Annotated in this window: 14 protein-coding genes; 3 read left to right on the plus strand and 11 right to left on the minus strand. The window is 65.2% G+C overall.

Annotated features, from left to right (window positions below; translation table 11 throughout):
* Window positions 1-67: 67 nt before the first annotated feature.
* Genes EV666_RS07525 through EV666_RS07540 form a run of 4 tightly spaced genes read right to left on the minus strand, consistent with a single transcriptional unit; the run spans window position 68 to window position 3932 of the window.
* The gene (locus EV666_RS07525; RefSeq protein ID WP_132005521.1) at window positions 68-1153 is read right to left on the minus strand and encodes a CaiB/BaiF CoA transferase family protein; all 1086 of its coding nucleotides are present in this window, start codon (window positions 1151-1153) and stop codon (window positions 68-70) included.
* A gap of 55 nt (window positions 1154-1208) precedes the next feature.
* Window positions 1209-1559, minus strand: a complete 351-nt coding sequence (locus EV666_RS07530) for a DUF6285 domain-containing protein (protein WP_132005524.1) — start codon at window positions 1557-1559, stop codon at window positions 1209-1211.
* A gap of 1 nt (window position 1560) precedes the next feature.
* Window positions 1561-2592, minus strand: coding sequence for a phosphotransferase family protein (locus EV666_RS07535; protein ID WP_132005527.1), 1032 nt, complete (start codon window positions 2590-2592; stop codon window positions 1561-1563).
* Window positions 2593-2609: 17 nt separating this feature from the next.
* A complete protein-coding gene (locus EV666_RS07540) occupies window positions 2610-3932 on the minus strand; it encodes an acyl-CoA dehydrogenase family protein (protein ID WP_132005530.1) in 1323 nt (440 codons plus the stop codon).
* Window positions 3933-4366: 434 nt separating this feature from the next.
* On the opposite strand from EV666_RS07540, the gene EV666_RS07545 reads away from it, so the two are divergent.
* From EV666_RS07545 to EV666_RS07555, 3 genes are all read left to right on the plus strand, one after another.
* Window positions 4367-5539 carry an acetyl-CoA C-acetyltransferase gene (locus EV666_RS07545; RefSeq protein ID WP_132005533.1) on the plus strand — a complete coding sequence of 391 codons (1173 nt, stop codon included), beginning with the start codon at window positions 4367-4369 and terminating at the stop codon, window positions 5537-5539.
* 323 nt (window positions 5540-5862) lie between these two features.
* Entirely contained in the window at window positions 5863-6873 is a 1011-nt protein-coding gene (locus tag EV666_RS07550; protein ID WP_132005536.1) for an NADP-dependent oxidoreductase, read from the plus strand.
* Between the two features lie 164 nt (window positions 6874-7037).
* A complete protein-coding gene (locus tag EV666_RS07555; RefSeq protein ID WP_132005539.1) occupies window positions 7038-8786 on the plus strand; it encodes an AsmA family protein in 1749 nt (582 codons plus the stop codon).
* A gap of 170 nt (window positions 8787-8956) precedes the next feature.
* On the opposite strand, the gene EV666_RS07560 is transcribed toward EV666_RS07555, so the two are convergent.
* The 7 genes from EV666_RS07560 to EV666_RS07590 form a co-directional block, all read right to left on the minus strand.
* Window positions 8957-9256 carry a hypothetical protein gene (locus tag EV666_RS07560; protein ID WP_132005542.1) on the minus strand — a complete coding sequence of 100 codons (300 nt, stop codon included), beginning with the start codon at window positions 9254-9256 and terminating at the stop codon, window positions 8957-8959.
* Between the two features lie 239 nt (window positions 9257-9495).
* Window positions 9496-11079 (minus strand): hypothetical protein, encoded by a 1584-nt coding sequence (locus EV666_RS07565; protein WP_132005545.1) that lies wholly within the window; start codon window positions 11077-11079, stop codon window positions 9496-9498.
* A 281-nt stretch (window positions 11080-11360) separates the two neighbouring features.
* Complete coding sequence (locus EV666_RS07570; protein WP_132005548.1) at window positions 11361-12152, minus strand: ABC transporter permease; 792 nt, start codon at window positions 12150-12152, stop codon at window positions 11361-11363.
* On the minus strand, window positions 12149-13072 hold the full coding sequence (locus tag EV666_RS07575; RefSeq protein WP_132005551.1) for an ABC transporter permease: 924 nt from the start codon (window positions 13070-13072) through the stop codon (window positions 12149-12151). Before EV666_RS07575 ends, EV666_RS07570 begins: the two co-directional genes overlap by 4 nt.
* Before the next feature lie 222 nt (window positions 13073-13294).
* Window positions 13295-14452 carry an ABC transporter ATP-binding protein gene (locus tag EV666_RS07580; RefSeq protein ID WP_245514300.1) on the minus strand — a complete coding sequence of 386 codons (1158 nt, stop codon included), beginning with the start codon at window positions 14450-14452 and terminating at the stop codon, window positions 13295-13297.
* 140 nt (window positions 14453-14592) lie between these two features.
* Window positions 14593-15297, minus strand: a complete 705-nt coding sequence (locus EV666_RS07585) for an ABC transporter ATP-binding protein (protein WP_132005559.1) — start codon at window positions 15295-15297, stop codon at window positions 14593-14595.
* A 15-nt stretch (window positions 15298-15312) separates the two neighbouring features.
* Window positions 15313-16629 carry a lipoprotein-releasing ABC transporter permease subunit gene (locus tag EV666_RS07590; protein ID WP_132005562.1) on the minus strand — a complete coding sequence of 439 codons (1317 nt, stop codon included), beginning with the start codon at window positions 16627-16629 and terminating at the stop codon, window positions 15313-15315.
* Window positions 16630-16770: the final 141 nt, after the last annotated feature.

A 16770-nucleotide genomic window follows, 5' to 3' on the forward strand; every position in this document is an offset into this window, starting at 1 on the left:
CCAGCGAAGGCTTCGCCGGGGCTGCTGCTCACCAAATGCCGGAACGCCGCGCGCTCCAGGCGTCAGATCACTTCTTCCATTCAGCGACGACGTCGGCGAGCTTCGCCGAACCCACCGGACGGACGTTGGACGGAGTGGCCGAGAAGCGCGGCGCCGGGGCCGGCTGCACGACGCCGTCCACCTCGACGAAGGTCTTGCGCGCCTTGAGGTGCGGATGCTCGATCGCTTCCGACATGGTCAGCACCGGGCCGTAGCAGATGTCGGTGCCTTCCATGATGGCGTTCCACTCGTCGCGGGTTTTGGTCCTGAACACCGCGGCGATCTTCGCCTTCAGTTCCGGCCACTTCGACTGGTCGTGCTGGGCGTCGAACGCCGGATCGGTCAGCCCAGCCTTCTCGCGCAGCAGCGCATAGAACTGCGGCTCGATCGAACCGATGGAGACGTACTGGCCATCGCTGGTTTCGTAGGTTCCGTAGAAAGGCGCGCCGCCGTCGAGGAAGTTGGATTCGCGCTCTTCCTTCCACATCTTCTGGGCGCGGAATTCGTAGAACATGCTCATCAGCGACACGGCGCCGTCGCACATGGCGGTGTCGACCACCTGGCCCTTGCCGGTGGCGCGGGCGTTAATGACGGCTGCGAGCACGCCGACCACCAGATACAGGGCGCCGCCGCCGAAGTCGCCGACCAGGTTGAGCGGAGCCGCCGGGCGGCCGTCCTTCGGGCCGATGGCGGCCAGGGCGCCGGTGATCGAGATGTAGTTGATGTCATGGCCGGCGGCCAGGGCCAGCGGGCCTTCCTGCCCCCAGCCGGTCATGCGGCCGTAGACCAGCTTTGGATTGCGGGCCAGCACCACGTCCGGGCCGAGGCCGAGGCGCTCCATCACGCCCGGGCGGAAGCCCTCGATCAGCGCATCGGCGCTGTCCAGCAGCTTCAGCACGCCCTCGATGCTGTCGGCGTCCTTCAGGTCGACGTCGACGACGCGCCGGCCGCGGGCGCTGAACTTCTGGGCGGTGAACTTCGAGCCCACGCGATCAAGACGGATCACGTCGGCGCCCATGTCGCCGAACATGCCGGCGGCGAAAGGGCCCGGACCAATGCCGGCGAACTCAACGATGCGGACACCCTTGAGCGGGCCGGTTGCTTCAGTCGTCATGCTGTTCTCCTGAGGTATTTGCCTGGTCGCGGAGCCGCGCCAGATCTGGCCAGCGTCAGCGGAGCCACTTCGGATTGTTGATCTGGAGCGCGCCTTCGCACGTCTCAAGCAGGTGCTGGGCCAGGCCTTCGGTGCGCCAGTCCAGCGTTCCTTCACGGATGGCGTCCGACAGCGCCAGTTCCATCGCCTCGCGGCTGTCGCCGGAGACGAACTGTTTCAGGCGCTCCGCCTCGGCGGCGTCCAGGTCCTTGCCGCGCAGCAGTTCGCGCTCGACCATCGCCAGCACATTCGCGGCGACGCGGACGTTGAACCAGCGCGCGCCAGTGGATTCGGGCAGGATGTCACGCTCGAGAAACTCGCGCACGACAGCCACCAGATCGGAGGATTGCGGCAGACTGGACGGCATCTCAGCCCCTCCGTGTCAGATACTGGTAGAAATCATACAGCGGCTCTTCCATGCGCCGGCCAATGGCGAACGCCTCGACCGTACGCTCGGAAGCGTCGCGCTTGTGCGCCTGCCCCTTGAGCAGGCACATCACCGCCCATTTCACCGAGCCCCAGGCTTCCCAGAACTCCAGATGGGCGGGGTCGACCTTGCGGCCGCTGGCGGCTTCATAACCGGCCACCAGGTCCTCGCGCGTTCCCACGCCGCCCACCGGCTGCTTGCCGCCGAAACGCCAGGTGTTGGTGCACAGCCAGCCAAGGTCGGCGATGGGATCGCCAATGCAGGCCAGCTCCCAGTCGAGCACCGCGCGGATGCCTTCCGGGCCGCAGATGATATTGCCCATGCGGAAGTCGCCGTGCACCACCGAATTGGGCACGCCGCGCGGCAGGTTGGCCTCGGCCCAGGCGAAAGCGACGTCCAGCGCCGGGATGGCATAGCCGAAGCCGTGATAAATCTTCTTGTATTTGGCGACCTGCACCTCCGCGCCAAATGGCGCGAGGAACGGCAGGCTGGCCGGATCGATGCGGTGCAGTTTGCCAACCGCCTCGCCGCACTGATACGCGAACTTGCGGCGCAGCTCCGCGTATTCCGGCTCGCGCAGCAGCTTGCGGGCGATGGTTTCGCCGGGCACGAAATCGGTGATGTGGCCCGCGCCCAGCCCATCGCTGGCGTCGAAGGCGACGCGCACCGGCGGGGTTGGCACGCCTGCCGACATCCCCGCCAGCATCAGCAGGGTTTCATCGCGACCCGCGACGCGCGGCATGCCGGCGCGCGGGTGGTCGCTGTCCACGGACGGCAATTCGCCGACCATTTGCAGGATATAGTCGCGTCTGCCGCCATCGATGACGGACGAGAACGCCCAGGTCTGTTTGGTTGCGCCGCCGGTCAGGCGACGCAACTCGAGGATTTCACCGGTCCCGCCAATGCGGCGGGCGACAACGCGCCCAAGCCGCTCAGCAAGTTCCGCCTGCGAAAAAGGCGCGTTGGAAGTCATGAGACGCAGCTACCCGCTTATTTGTTGGTCGGGCGACGGGCTTCCGCCTCGATAGCGCTGTACTCGGCCTTCTTCGGGCCCATGTAGCCGAACAGGTATCCAGCCACCTTGCGCATCTGGATCTCCTCCGAGCCCTCGGTGATGCGGTAGCGGCGGTGGTGACGGTAGATGTGCTCGAACGGCTTGTGGCGCGAGTAGCCCAGGCCACCATGCACCTGCATGGCGCGGTCCGCCGCTTCACAGCACAGACGGTTCGCCCAGTAGTTGCACATGGAGACCTTGTCCGAGAGCACCTTGGCAACTTCCGGCTTCGGCATCTGGTCCATTTCCCAGGCGGTCTTGCGGATCAGCTGGCGCAGGCCCTCGGCCTGGGTGGCCAGCTCCACCAGCGGGAACTGGATGGCCTGGTTGACGGCGAGCGCTTCGCCGAACGGCTGGCGCTGGCGGGCGTATTTGACGCTCTCATTGATGCAGTACACCGCAGCGCCGAGCGACGAAGCCGCCTGGCGGATACGGTTCTCGTGCACGAAGTGCTGCGCCAGGGCGAGACCCCCGCCCATCGGGCCGAGAATGGCGGTTTCCGGCACCCAGACGTTGCGGATCGTCATGCGCGGATGATCCGTCGGCATGTTGAACGTCCACATGTATTCGTCGATGGTGATGCCCGGATCATTGGCCGGAACGAGGAATGCGGTGATGCCGGACGCGTCGCCATCCTTGCCGTGGCTACGGGCGAACATCATGCAGTGGGTGGCCACATGCATGCCGGTAATCCACATCTTTTCGCCATCGATGCGCCAGCCCGGAACGCCGTCGCGGGTTTCGGGAACCGCGTGCGTCTCCATGTGCGTGGCGTCCGAGCCGTGATGGCGGTCGGTCAGGCCGAAGGTGATGCGCATCGTGCCGTCGAGCAGCTTGGGAATGAAGGCCTGCTTCTGCGCCTCGGTGCCAAAGTCGCGCAGGATCAGCACGATCGGCTGGTTGCCGACGATCGAATGCTCATTCTGCAGGTCGTTGTGCAGGCCAAGCCCCTTGGAGGCGAAGTGCTCGCGGATGATCGCCATGCCCAGATTGGTGCCGTCCTGACCGCCGAACTCCTTCGGCAGGGCGTAACGGAAATGACCCGCCTTGTCCGCCAGGCGCTTGACGCGGGTCAGCAGCTCTTCCCACTCCTTGCGCGGCAGGCCCTTGTTTTCGAAATCCGTGCGGGAGTACTCGCGGCGGTGATCGAAGAAGCGGATGTTGTCATCAGCGTTTTCGATCGGCTTGATCTCGTCCTCGATGAACTTGTCGAGCACGCCCAGATACGCCTTGATATCGGCCGGAATATTGAAATCCATACCCTTTTTCCTCCTGAGACGGCGCAATCGTTGCGCTGCCCTCCTCCCATGCGCCCAAACGGGCGCTCATATGGCCACAGACTGGCCTCTTGCCCCGGCGCCATGAAAGGCGCTGCGCCAGGAAGCCGCCGTCGCTTTTTTTGCCCTGGCCGAAGGACGATGCCGGCGGAGCTTGACAACATTGACCAAACGATCGTTAGAATTTCAAGTGTGTATATGCAAGGAAGCGTGAACGCCGGGCGGCGGCTGTGAACAGTCCGCCCGCGCTGTTGTGCGCTTCCGGCGTGCTTTCGCCCGCCCCATGCGGGGGCTGGCCGCATGAGGCCGCCCCCAGGGGCGCTTGACGTGCGGCCCGCGCGGCAACAAATCCTGACCCAGCGGCGTCGGCCGTATGGCGCAGATCAAGGGCCTGACTGGTCCGTGGGAGTGAGAAAATGGCAGAAGCTTATATCGTTGCAGCGGCGCGCGTGGCCGGCGGTCGCAAGGCCGGCCGCCTCAAGGACTGGCACCCGGTTGACCTGGGCTCCGAGGTCATCAACGCCCTGCTCGACCGCACCGGCATCGATCCGAGCCGCGTTGACGACGTGATCTGGGGCTGCGTCGGCCAGGCCGGCGAGCAGGCCACCAACGTCGCCCGCAACACCGTTTCGGCCTCGCGCCTTCCCGAGAGCGTTCCGGCCACGTCGGTTGACCGTCAGTGCGGCTCTTCGCAGCAGGCCCTGCACTTCGCCGCCCAGGCGGTGATGTCCGGCACCCAGGACATGGTCATCGCCGGCGGCGTCGAATCGATGTCGCGCGTGCCGATGGGCCTGCCGGCTATCCTGCCGATGAAGAACGGCTTCGGCATCTACAAGAGCCCCCGCATGGAAGCCCGTTATCCGGGCGTGCAGTTCAGCCAGTTCGCTGGCGCCGAAGCCATCGCCGTCAAGCACGGTCTTAGCAAGGACGCCATGGACGAGTTTGGCTATAACTCGCAGCTCAAGGCGATCCGCGCCGCCAGGGAAGGCGCCTTCAAGAAAGAGATCGTTCCGGTCGAGGTCACCCTCGATGACGGTTCGAAGGTCATGCACGACATCGACGAGGGCATCCGCTACGACGTCACGCTGGAAGGCGTGAAGGGTGTGAAGCTGCTCCAGGAAGGCGGTCGCATCACCGCCGCCACCTCCAGCCAGATCTGCGACGGCTCGGCCGCCCTGCTGGTCGTCAACGAGAAGGCGCTCAAGGAGCACAACCTGACCCCGATCGCCCGCGTGCACCACCTCACCGTGGTTGGCGGCGATCCGGTGATCATGCTCGAGGCTCCGATCGAGGCGACCCGCGTCGCCCTGAAGAAGGCCGGCATGTCGATCAACGACATCGACCTGTACGAAGTGAACGAGGCCTTCGCGTCGGTGCCGATGGCGTGGCTGAAGGAACTGGGCGCCGACCCGGAGCGCCTGAACGTCAACGGCGGCGCCATCGCCCTCGGCCACCCGCTCGGCGGCTCCGGCGCCAAGCTGATGACCACGCTGCTGCATGCCCTTCAGGCCCGTGGCAAGCGCTACGGCCTGCAGACCATGTGTGAAGGCGGCGGCCTCGCCAACGTCACCATCGTCGAACGCCTCTGATCTCATCCATCCCTGACGGATGATGCGGGACGCCGGATATATCCGGCGTCCTTTATTTTTATCAACATCTTGCGGACAATTCATCAACCATTCGATCAGCACGCGAGATTGGCGGCAGACTGTCCCGGAGATACAGGCTCCATGCTGGTTAGATGAATTCTCAACATTGACAAGCAATCTCAACGACCAGTTGTAATTTATTGATTTTTTTCAACAAAAACTAACAGCCATTCAAATCTCCCGCCGGCCGCCCGCGCGCCGCGCTTGACCTGCGGCCATTCCGCCCCGCCAATGGCAACCAATAAAACGGGAGGAAGCCAGTCATGTCGCCAACGCCGGCCGTCAATCGCCAGATTCTCTTGCTCGAGAAGCCATCCGGAAAGCTGGCGCCTCATCACTTCAGGCTGGTCGATGGCCAGGTTCCCAGCCCCGAAAACGGCGAGGCGCTGCTGCGCGTGCTGCTCGTTTCGCTCGACGCCGCCAATCGCGCGTGGATGCAGGCGGCCACCTATCGCTCCGAATTGGGCGCTGGCGCGGTCATGGCCGGCGGCGCCCTCGCCGAGGTGATCGAATCGCGCGCCGACGGCTTCAAACCCGGCGACCTGGTCTTTGCCGATGCCGGCTGGCAGGAATATGCCGCCGTTCCGGCCGTCGGCCTGACCAGGCTGGAGCGGGCGGAGCCGCTCAGCCACCTCATCAGCCTCTACACCACCCCCGGCCTCACCGCTTATTTCGGCCTCCTCAAGGTGGGTCAGGCGAAGGCCGGTGAAACGGTCGTCGTCTCCGCCGCCGCTGGCTCGGTGGGCTCGCTCGTCGGCCAGATCGCGAAGATCAAGGGATGCCGGGTCGTTGGCGTGGCTGGCGGGGCGGAGAAGTGCGACTGGCTGGTGCGTGAGCTCGGCTTTGATGCGGCGGTCGACTACAAGGCCGGCGATTTCCACAAAGCCCTGAAGGCCGCGACGCCAGACGGCGTCGACGTGTACTTCGACAATGTCGGCGGCGACGTGCTGGAAGCCATGCTGTTCCGCATGAACGAGCGCGGCCGCATCGTCTGCTGTGGCGCGGTTTCCCAGTATGATACGGCCACGCCGCGCGGCGTGCGCGGCGTTCCCGGCCTGATCGTTGTCCGGCGCCTGCGCATGGAAGGCTTTATCGTCCACGATTTCCAGGACGAGGCGTCCACCGCCCTCGCCGACCTGCGCGCCTGGGCGACCTCGGGCCAGCTCAAGGTTCAGGAGGACATCATAGATGGCCTCGAGAATCTGCCGGCCGCCCTCATCGGGCTGCTGGCTGGCGAGAATCGCGGCAAGCGTATGGTGCGGGTGATAACCTGAGTCCACGGAGATCGGTCGCGCCAGCCGGCCGCCCCCTGAACTTCGGGGATATGGGGTAAAACGCCGGTCGGCGCGGCCATAAATTTTGGCCGGTCATCGGGTTGACGCATTTTTCCTCAGGAACGTGGTATCCACGTCGGAGGAGAAATGTTCCGGGAAGGCTCATGCGCCGACGCAGCGTTCTGATTCTGGCAGCCGTCGGCCTGGCGGCCATTGGCGTCGGCATGGCGCCGTGGACACTTGCCGACGACCACGCCACGCGGCAGATCAGCAAATATGTCAATGCGCTCACCGGCCTGAGGCTGGAGGTCAGGGGCGCTGTCACGCTCGCCGTGCTTCCCGCCCCGCGAATCAAATTTGACGATATCGTCCTGTCGACGGCGGATGGGGCCACACAGGTCGTGGCCCGGCAGTTGCGCGGCCAGTTGCAACTCGCGCCTCTGCTCTCAGGCCGCTTCGTGCTTGCGGATGCGGCCCTGGTTGATCCCGTGGCGCGCGCAGGTGATGCGCGGATTTCCGGCGAACGCATATGGAGCGGTCTGCTGGCCCAGTTCGCCGGCATTTACCGGCGCGCCAGCAGCGGAGCACCCCATCTCAATCGCCTGACGGTGATCGGCGGAACGGTCACGGATGCGGGCGGAGAACGCCCGCTGGCCGGGAACATCAACGCCACGCTTGCCTGGTCATCGCCGGACGCCGCCCTCTCATTGTCCGGCAATGCTATCTTCAGCGGCCAGCCCGTCCAGTTCAGCCTCGGAGGCCTCACGCCGCGCGCCATCGCTGGCGGCGGCGACACCGACCTGACCGTCCGGCTCGCCAGCGAGCCGCTCAATATTGACCTGCGCGGCGCGCTCACGGACGGCGGTCGCCGTTTCGACGGCAAGACCAGACTCACCGCGGCCAGCATCTCCCGGATGGACGAGTGGTTAGACCTGCGTTTGCCCCTGACCGGGGTGGCGACAGCCCTCGCGATCGACGCGACCTGTAGCCTGACGGCGCGGGGCATGGCGCTCACCTCGGCCACGGTCGACATCAACGACAGCGTGCTTGAGGGCGCCCTCAGCCTGCGTGGCGTGGAAAATGGATGGAGCCTCGGCGGCACGCTGGCGACGGACGATCTCGACCTGAGCCAGGCGCCGGGGCTGGCGCGGCAACTGGGCGCCGTCATGACCTCGCCAGAACGCTGGCGCGCCTGGGATATCGATCTGAGAGTCTCGGCTGGGCGCCTGCAACTCCCCGACGCCCCCACCGTCAGCAACGCCGCCGCCAGCCTGCTGTTGCGCAATGGCAGGCTGGAAGCTGTTCTGGGCATGGCGGAAACGCTTGGCGGCCGCGTGAAAGGGCGGATGACCATCATTCCCGCCAGCAGCAATGGCGTGGAAATACGCGCCCAGGCTTCTGGCGACAGCCTCGCCGCCAGCCAGCTATCCACCTGGCTTAGCGGATCAGAGCGCATCAGCGGCAACCTGTCCGGCGCCTTTACGCTGGAAACGCGCGGCGCGACAATGGCGGAACTGCGCCTGCGCCTGGACGGGCGCGGCCATGCGCAGATGGGGGAAGGCGAATTGTCCGGGATCAGCCTCACTGACCTGGCGAGCCAGAAGAACGGCCCCGTGGAACTGGCCAAAATGCGCGGCAAAACCAGATTCTCCAGCCTCCGCGCCAACTGGTCGCTGACCGGCGGCCACGTCATGATTGACGAGGCGCTGATCCAGGGAGCCGCCGGCAACCTGCGCCTCGCCGGCAGCATGGACGCGGACGGCGTTCTGGCGCTGGATGGCGACCTGACGACTGGCGCGGGCCCCGAAGCCGCGAAGCAAGCCGCCCGGTTTCAGCTTTCGGGCCCATGGCAGGCGCCCATCATTACGCCCCGCCTCCCAGCCGCCGACAGCGCGGAACCCCGTTCTCCCTGAACCATGGTGGTAACCCTGCCGTCGATTGCGTGGCGTCAGCCCCCACAACGGGATCGCGCGGCCTCCGCGCCGTTACCAGCGGCCTTCAGGTCATCGCATGCGGCCGCATGCCGAAACGTCGCCCCGGTTTGGAATATTGGAAGAGCCTGCAGCGCAGCCAGAACGCAACGCTAGCCGAACTCGTTGACGTAAAGACGTCCGGAGTTTTTTCCTGGGGCGGCATGGACATGGGAGATGCCATCGGCAGGAACAAACCATGCCTGCCGCGCTCCAACCTCGATTTCCTGGCGGACGCCGTTAACGTTCTCCAGGCAGATCGTGCAATCCTGCGTGGCGAATAACCGCAAAAACATCGAGAGCGGGCGCACATTGGCGGGCTCGGACCCATTGGCCCCAATCCGGATTGTGTGACTCTGCAAAACGCTCAGATGGCGGATCAGGTGCAGGGGGCTTTCAAACGATGGCCACAAGACAACGCTCCTCCTTGCTATTGCTAAAGCATGTTTCAGGCAATCTGGCGGGGGGGCGCGGCGCCATTGGCGCCGGAGAGGAAAAAACGCCGTTCAACGCGACCGGAGCCCTGACCGCATCGCGTGACGTCGGGCGCCGCCCCGATAACGGGCGTCCATATTCCTTCCTGGGAAAGGCCGGGAATCCTTCGTCAGGCGCCTCTAGCGCCTGTTACAGGTCTGCGGAACCGGCGTCCGCCTTAGCTGTGAAAGCGCTCGGTGTCTTCGGCCTGCACCACCACCATGGGGGTTCGGGCGCCATTGCGGCGGGATGCGCCGCCGTTGTCCGCTGCCCGGCCGGCCTTCTCGTCGCCCACCCCGGCCGCCAGATCCGCATCAACCGCCAGATCAGGGCCATCTTCCGCCAGGTCCAGCTCATCGCGGGTAATGATCCGCGCCGCCACAGGCAGCCTGGCCTGCTCGTCGCGCGCCTCATGCGCGCCGGCATCCGGGACGCCGCCAGGGCGCATCCGCGCGATCTCCTGCCGGAGATTGTCGATGGTGCTGCGCGCCGCCTCCAGCGAGCCATCGGCCATCTGCCTGCTGCTGCGCTCGTGCGCCACCTGGGCGTTCAGTTCCGCGACATGGGACTGGAACTGCTGTTCGGAGACACGCATCGTTTCCTTCAGGTGGGACAGTTCCTCGGTCAGCGATATCAGCTTCTGCTTGGCGACCTCGTGCTCACGCTCCCGGGTTTTCAGACTTGCAACCAGGGCATGGCTTCTTTCGGCAAGACGCGCGTTGATCTCGCTGGTTTCGCGCGCCAGCCTGTCGGCGCGGTCCCGTTCGCGGCGCGTGTCTTCGACGCGTTTTTCAAGTGAAGTTTTCTCCAGGGTAACCTGCAGCACCTGGCGTTGGGCGGCTGAATGCTCCTCGGTTCGGGTCCCGATTTCCTCCCGCGCCTGGGCAAGCAGATTTTCGGTGACCTGCAAACGCGAGGCCATGGCTTCCAGCCGGTTGGTGGTCGAGCCTGAGGTTGCCCGGGTGGTTTCCAGCGCCTCGCGCAGCTCTTCTTCAGCCGATTTGTGTTTTCGCTCGGCCTCGGTCAGAGCGTTTTCCAGCTCCTTGCGCCGCTCAGCCGCCTGTTCCAGCGCCAGTTGCGCCGCCGCGTGTTCCCGGTCCCGGCGCGCCAGGGTCCGGTTCAGGTTCTCCAGACTTTCCTGTAGCGCCCGGACCTCCTCGCTCAACACGGCGTTCTGCTGCAGTTCTTTCTTGAGAGACGCATCCAGCGCGCTGATCTGTGACTGCCGCTCTTCAAACTTGTCCCGGTAGAAGGCGACCTTGTCTTCTGCGTCGCTGGCCCTGGCCAAGGCGTCGGCAAGGTCGCCGCGCAATTGCCCGGCTTCCCCCTGCAATGCGGCGTGCTCGCGTTTGGCCTCGGCCAGTTCGCCGCCCAGCCCCTGAACATTATGCTGCAGGTTATCCAGGGAGGTTTCCAGCTGTAGCCGGGCCTGTTTATGGCCGTGCGCCTCTTCCTGCAGCCTTGCGAATTCCTGCCGCAAACGCGTGTGTTGCTCCCGCTCCGCTTCAAGCTCTCCATGCGTCGCCTCGGACGCCAACCGCACCCGCTGGTGGTCGGACAACAACTGCACAACGGAGCGCTCAAGCCCCTCAAGGGTCTCCCCAGCCTGACGGAGAACCAGATGCCGCTGGGACAGATCAGCAAGCTGGGCCCGGATGACCTCCTGGGCGCGTCCCGCCGCCTCGTGGGTCGCCGCGACCGCCTTGGCGTCATCCCCTGCGCCGGAATCCGTCTCCGGGAATGGGACCGTCGCTTCGTTCACCCGGTCCGCATGTCGGCGCCAGCCGCTCGTCCGAAAGTTGAACATCGCTCACCTCGTCGTCTACGCTGCTGCGCGACGATGAAAGTATCAAAAGAATAGCTGATTTTTTCAAGTATTATTCTTGGGGTATTCATTAAAAATACTTTTGATGATTATCAGAAAAAATGTGTATACTTTATATATCTAATGCCGCACGCACGCTCACGCGCGCCCGGCCTGCAGCGGCGGCCGGCGTATGTTTCACGGCAAGGTCAGAGCGGGAAAAAGCGGATGGTCCGGGATCAGCGCAACGCGGGTTTCCTGCGCCGCATCAGTAAAAATGCGACGGCGAGCCCCACGACCACCAGCGCGATCAACACGGACGAGGCGGCGTTTATCTCGGGCGTCACGCCAAGGCGCACCTGGCTATAGATTCGCATGGGCAGCGTCGTGGCGCCCGGGCCGGAAACGAAACTGGCGATCACCAGGTCGTCCATGGACATGGTGAAAGCCAGCAGGAAGGCCGCGGCCATGGAAGGCGCGATCAGCGGCGCGGTGACCAGGAAGAACGCGCGCGCCGGCGTCGCTCCCAGATCCATGGCCGCTTCTTCCAGGCTGGTGTCGAAACCGGCGAGCCGCGCCCGGATAATGACCATGGTGAAGCACATGCTGACCGTCGTGTGCGCGATCACCACGGTCCAGAAGCCCCGGTCCACGCCCAGGCCCACGAACAGCAGCAACAGCGCGAGGCCGATCATCACCTCCGGCATCACCAGCGGCGCATAGGCCATGCCGGTGAAGGCCGTCCGCCCCGCGAAACGCCCGTGCCGGGTCAACGTCAGCGCCGCCATGGTTCCGAGAACCGTCGCCAGCGCGGCGGAAACAAGGGCGATGCGGATGCTGACCCAAGCCGCTTCCATCAGCGGCGCGTTACTGAACAACGCCGTATACCAGCGCAGCGAAAACCCGCCCCAGACCGTGACAAGGCGCGAATCGTTGAACGACCACAACACCAGGATCACAATGGGCGCATACAGAAAAAACAGGCCGCCCCCGAGAACCAGCGGCGACGCCGCGCGACGCAAGGCCGTCATTGCCCCGCCTCCCCGTCAGCAGCCCGGTCTTCGAGCCGTCGCCAGGCCAGAATCGGCGCCAGCAAAACCGCCAGCAGCACCACAGCGATGGCCGACGCCATCGGCCAGTCGCGGTTGCTGAAAAACTCACTCCACAGGGTGCGGCCAATCATCAGCGTGTCCGAGCCGCCGAGCAGATCGGGGATCACGAACTCGCCCATCATCGGGATGAAGCAAAGCAAGGCTCCAGCCGCGATGCCTGGCGCCGCCAGAGGCAGCGTGACGCTCCGGAAAGCCCGCGCCGGCGTGGCGCCCAGATCCTGCGCCGCCTCCAGAAGACTGTGATCCATCTTGACCAGCGTGGCGTAAAGCGGCAGCACCATGAACGGCAGATAGGAATAAACGAGGCCGATCATCACCGCGACGCCGGTGTTCATGATCTGCAACGGCGAGGAAATCAGGCCGAGCCAGAGCAACGCCGCGTTCAGCAGACCTTCCGGCTTCAGAATGCCGATCCAGGCGTAAACCCGGATCAGGAAACTGGTCCAGAACGGCAGGATCACCAGCAGCAGCAGCAGCTCCCGCCGCCCCTCCGGCTGACGCGCCAGAACATGGGCGATCGGGAAGCCGACGAGCAGCAGCAGCACGGTCGCGGCGCTGGCGTATTGCAGCGAGGTCAGCGCCGAGGCGACATACAGGGGATCGGACAGCAACAGGGCGTAGTTGTCCAGCCGCAAGCCTTGCAACGCGGCCCAGACGCCGGCGAGCCCCTCGCTCCAGTCGATAACGGGACGATAGGGCGGCTGCGCCGTGGCCGCCTCCGAAAACCCAAGACGCACCACCAGCAGAAACGGCGCGGCGAAGAACAGCGTCAGCCAGATCGCCGGAGCCCAGCGCACCAGACGCTGCGCGCCCGGCGCGCGATAGCCGCGCCGGCTCACGGACGGGCCTCATACGCGCGGCGGCCAGCCAATGGCGCGGACGGATCGTGATCTGGAAACAGCGTCATGCGGCGCCACCCGGAGATATGCGATGAACGGAAACCAGCGCGGGCTTCACCCTGTTCATGAAACCATCGCGGGTTCAACCAGACCTTCCGGCGCTGGCGAATATCCCGCCGCGACGGAAGAACGGAACCGGCGACCTTGTTGGAAATCCACGGGTCAACCGGTCAGAATCACCGCCGCATCCGGGGCAAAGCTCGCGAACACGGTTTCTTCCCAGGTTACCGGCTCCGCCACGCGCCGCGACACATTCGCCCGCGAAGTCTTGAGGGTTTCGCCGCCGGCAAGTTTCAGCACATAGGTTGTCCAGTCGCCCAGATAGCCAATATCCCAGACTTCGCCGGGAATGACGTTGACAGCGTCCGGGGGCCGGGCGCGATCGATGCGGATTTTTTCCGGTCGCACGGCGACGGCCACCTGCTGCCCTGCGGTCAACATCGCGTCCGAGGCCACGAGAACCTCGCCGCCCGTCGCCGGGCAGGCAATGCGCCACAGATCGTCCACCCGGCCCACAGCCACGCCTTCAAGCAGGTTCACGTCGCCGATGAAATCGGCCACGTAACGGTTAGCCGGCTCCTCATAAATGCGGCCGGGCGTATCAAGCTGGGCGATGCGGCCATGGTTCATCACCGCGATGCGGTCGGCCATCACCATGGCCTCTTCCTGGTCATGGGTGACCACCAGGAAGGTCGCGCCCAGTTCCTCCTGAATGTCCATCAGTTCAAACTGGGTTTCTTCCCGCAGCTTCCTGTCCAGCGCGCCCAGGGGTTCGTCGAGCAACAGCACCTGCGGCCGGCGCGCCAGGGCCCTGGCCAGCGCGACGCGCTGGCGCTGGCCGCCGGAAAGCTGGTGTGGCTTGCGCCGGGCCAGCGGCGCCAGTTGCACCATGGCCAGCATTTCATCGACGCGGGTCTGGATGTCGGCCTTTGCCAGCCCAAGCTGGCGCAGGCCAAAGGCGATATTCTGGGCCACGCTCATGTGCGGGAACAGCGCATAGCTCTGGAACATCATGTTCACCGGCCGGCTGTGCGGTGGAATCCCGGCCTGGTCGACGCCATCCAGCAGGATGCGGCCAGCGTCGGGTTGTTCAAAACCGGCCAGCATGCGCATCAGCGTGCTCTTGCCGCAGCCGGATGGCCCCAACAGGCAAAAGAATTCGCCGCGGTAGATCGACAGGTCGAGGTTGTCGATAGCGACGGCGTCGCCAAAACGCTTGCACACGCCTTCAAAACGGATAACAGGCGCGGCGGCAGGATCAGCCCACGGCGCGAAATCGCGCCGCACGGCGCCCAGCCCTGCCCGGCCCGGCTTGCCCATCCGCTCCTTCGCGGGGCGCGCCTCTTTCACGGAACGGGCCGCGCCTGCGACGCCATCGCCACGCAGTCTGTCACTCATGCCCCCGCCTCCGCCAGCCACGCCGCGCCTTTCGCGAATCGCCGCGCCAACCTGTCCGGGAGTTACTGGCGCGCCGCAGCTTCATCCATATCGACGACACGTCCGTCAAGCAGCGTCAGCCGCCGGTCCATGCGCGCCGCCAGCGACAGGTTGTGGGTGGCGATCAACGCCGCCAGACCCGTCGCCCGCACCAGCGTCACCAACGTGCCGAACACGTGCTCGGCCGTTTCGGGGTCCAGATTGCCGGTCGGCTCATCGGCCAGCAACACGTGCGGCGCGTTGGCCACCGCGCGGGCAAGCGCCACGCGCTGCTGCTCGCCGCCGGACATTTCTGCCGGCCGGTGCTTCAGCCGCTCGCCAAGGCCCAGGAAGCCAAGAAGCTCGCCAGCGCGACGCTCCGCCTCCCGCTGCTTCAGGCCAGCGACGAGTTGCGGCAGCACGACGTTTTCCAGCGCCGAGAATTCGGGCAACAGATGGTGCGACTGGTAGACGAAGCCGATGTGCGTGCGGCGCAGCGACGTGCGCCCCCGGTCATCAAGCAACGAGGTTGGCTCGCCGCCCACGTAGATTTCACCCGCGTCAGGCTTTTCCAGCAATCCGGCGACATGCAGCAGCGTTGACTTGCCAGTGCCGGAGGGCGCGACCAGCGCGACAATTTCGCCTGGCCAGATCGCCAGTTCGGCGCCCCGCAGGATGTCCAGGGAACGCTCGCCCTGGGCATAGCTGCGCATGATGCCGGTCAGATAAAGCGCGGGAGGCTCATTCATGGCCGTGCTCCAGGATCAGCCGTAGCGGAGGGTTTCGACAGGATCGAGCCGGGCGGCGCGCCAGCTTGGATAAAGCGTGGCCAGCAACGACAGCACGAATGCGGTGATGACGATGATCGCGACCTCGACCGGGTCAACCACCGCCGGCAGCCGGCTCAGAAAATAAAGTTCCGCCGGGAACATGTTGGAGTTCATCGCCCGGTTCAGAAACGTGCGGATCGCCTCCACGTTCCACGCCAGGGTTACCCCAAGGATGGCGCCGGTCACGGTGCCGACAACGCCGATCGCCGCGCCGGTGATCAGGAAGATGCGCATGACCGCGCCTCGCGTCATGCCCATGGTGCGCAGAATGGCGATGTCCTGGGCCTTGTCCTTCACCAGCATGATGAGGCCCGACACGATGTTCAGCGCCGCCACCAGCACAATCAGCAGCAGAATGAGGAACATGACGTTCCGCTCCACCTGCAGGGCGTTGAAGAAGGTCTGGTTACGGATGCGCCAGTCGCTCAGCATGACCGGCCGCCCGATATGGGCGTCGATCACATCGCGGGCGGCGTCGACCGCGTCAGCGTTCTTGAGGAACACCTCGATCACGCTCACCTCGTCGCCCTTGTTGAAATAGGCCTGGGCCTCGGCCAGCGGCATATAGACGAAGCTGGCGTCGAACTCCGACATGCCAATCTCGAAAATCGCCGTAACCGTATAGGATTTGATCCGCGGCGCCGTGCCGAACGGCGTTGAGGCGCCCTGGGGCGCCACCAGGGTCAGGGTGTCGCCAGCGTGCAGGCCGAGGTTCATCGCCAGCCGGCTGCCGATCACCACGCCCTCCTTGGCGTCAAAGCCCTCCAGCGTGCCCTCGCGAATGTTTTTGGCGATGAACGCGACCCGCGCCAGATCCTCGCCGCGCACGCCGCGCACCAGCACGCCGCTGGCCGGCCCGCCCTTCGAGGAGGCCAACGCCTGGCCCTCCACCATTGGCAAAGCGAAGGAAATGCCCTTCATGGCGTCGAGACGGCGGGTCAGGTCGCGGTAATCATCCAGCGGCCTGTCGATGGGCTGGAGAAAGATGTGGCCATTGACGCCGACGATCTTCGACAACAGCTCCTGGCGAAAGCCATTCATCACCGACATGACGACGATCAGCGTCGCCACGCCAAGCATGACGCCGAGAAACGAGAAGCCGGCGATGACCGAAATGAAACCTTCCTTGCGCCGGGCGCGCAGATAACGGCCGGCGATCAGCCACTCGAAGGCGGAAAATGGCCGGGTGGCGCGCCCTTCCGGCGGCCCCGCGAACCTGTCCTGATCCAATATGCCTGCAGGGCTGGTCATACGCTGCGCCTCCGGTGACGGATGGTGCGGCGCTTTCCCGTCGCGCCAGACCAGCCGCTGCAATTCCGGCGAACCCGCCGCCGCCATTCGCGGCCGAAATTGCGACAAATCAGAAAAGCATGGCGCTTCTGCGGGGAAACG

It is taken from the genome of Camelimonas lactis, from assembly GCF_004342915.1.
Classification (GTDB): Bacteria; Pseudomonadota; Alphaproteobacteria; order Rhizobiales; family Beijerinckiaceae; genus Camelimonas; species Camelimonas lactis.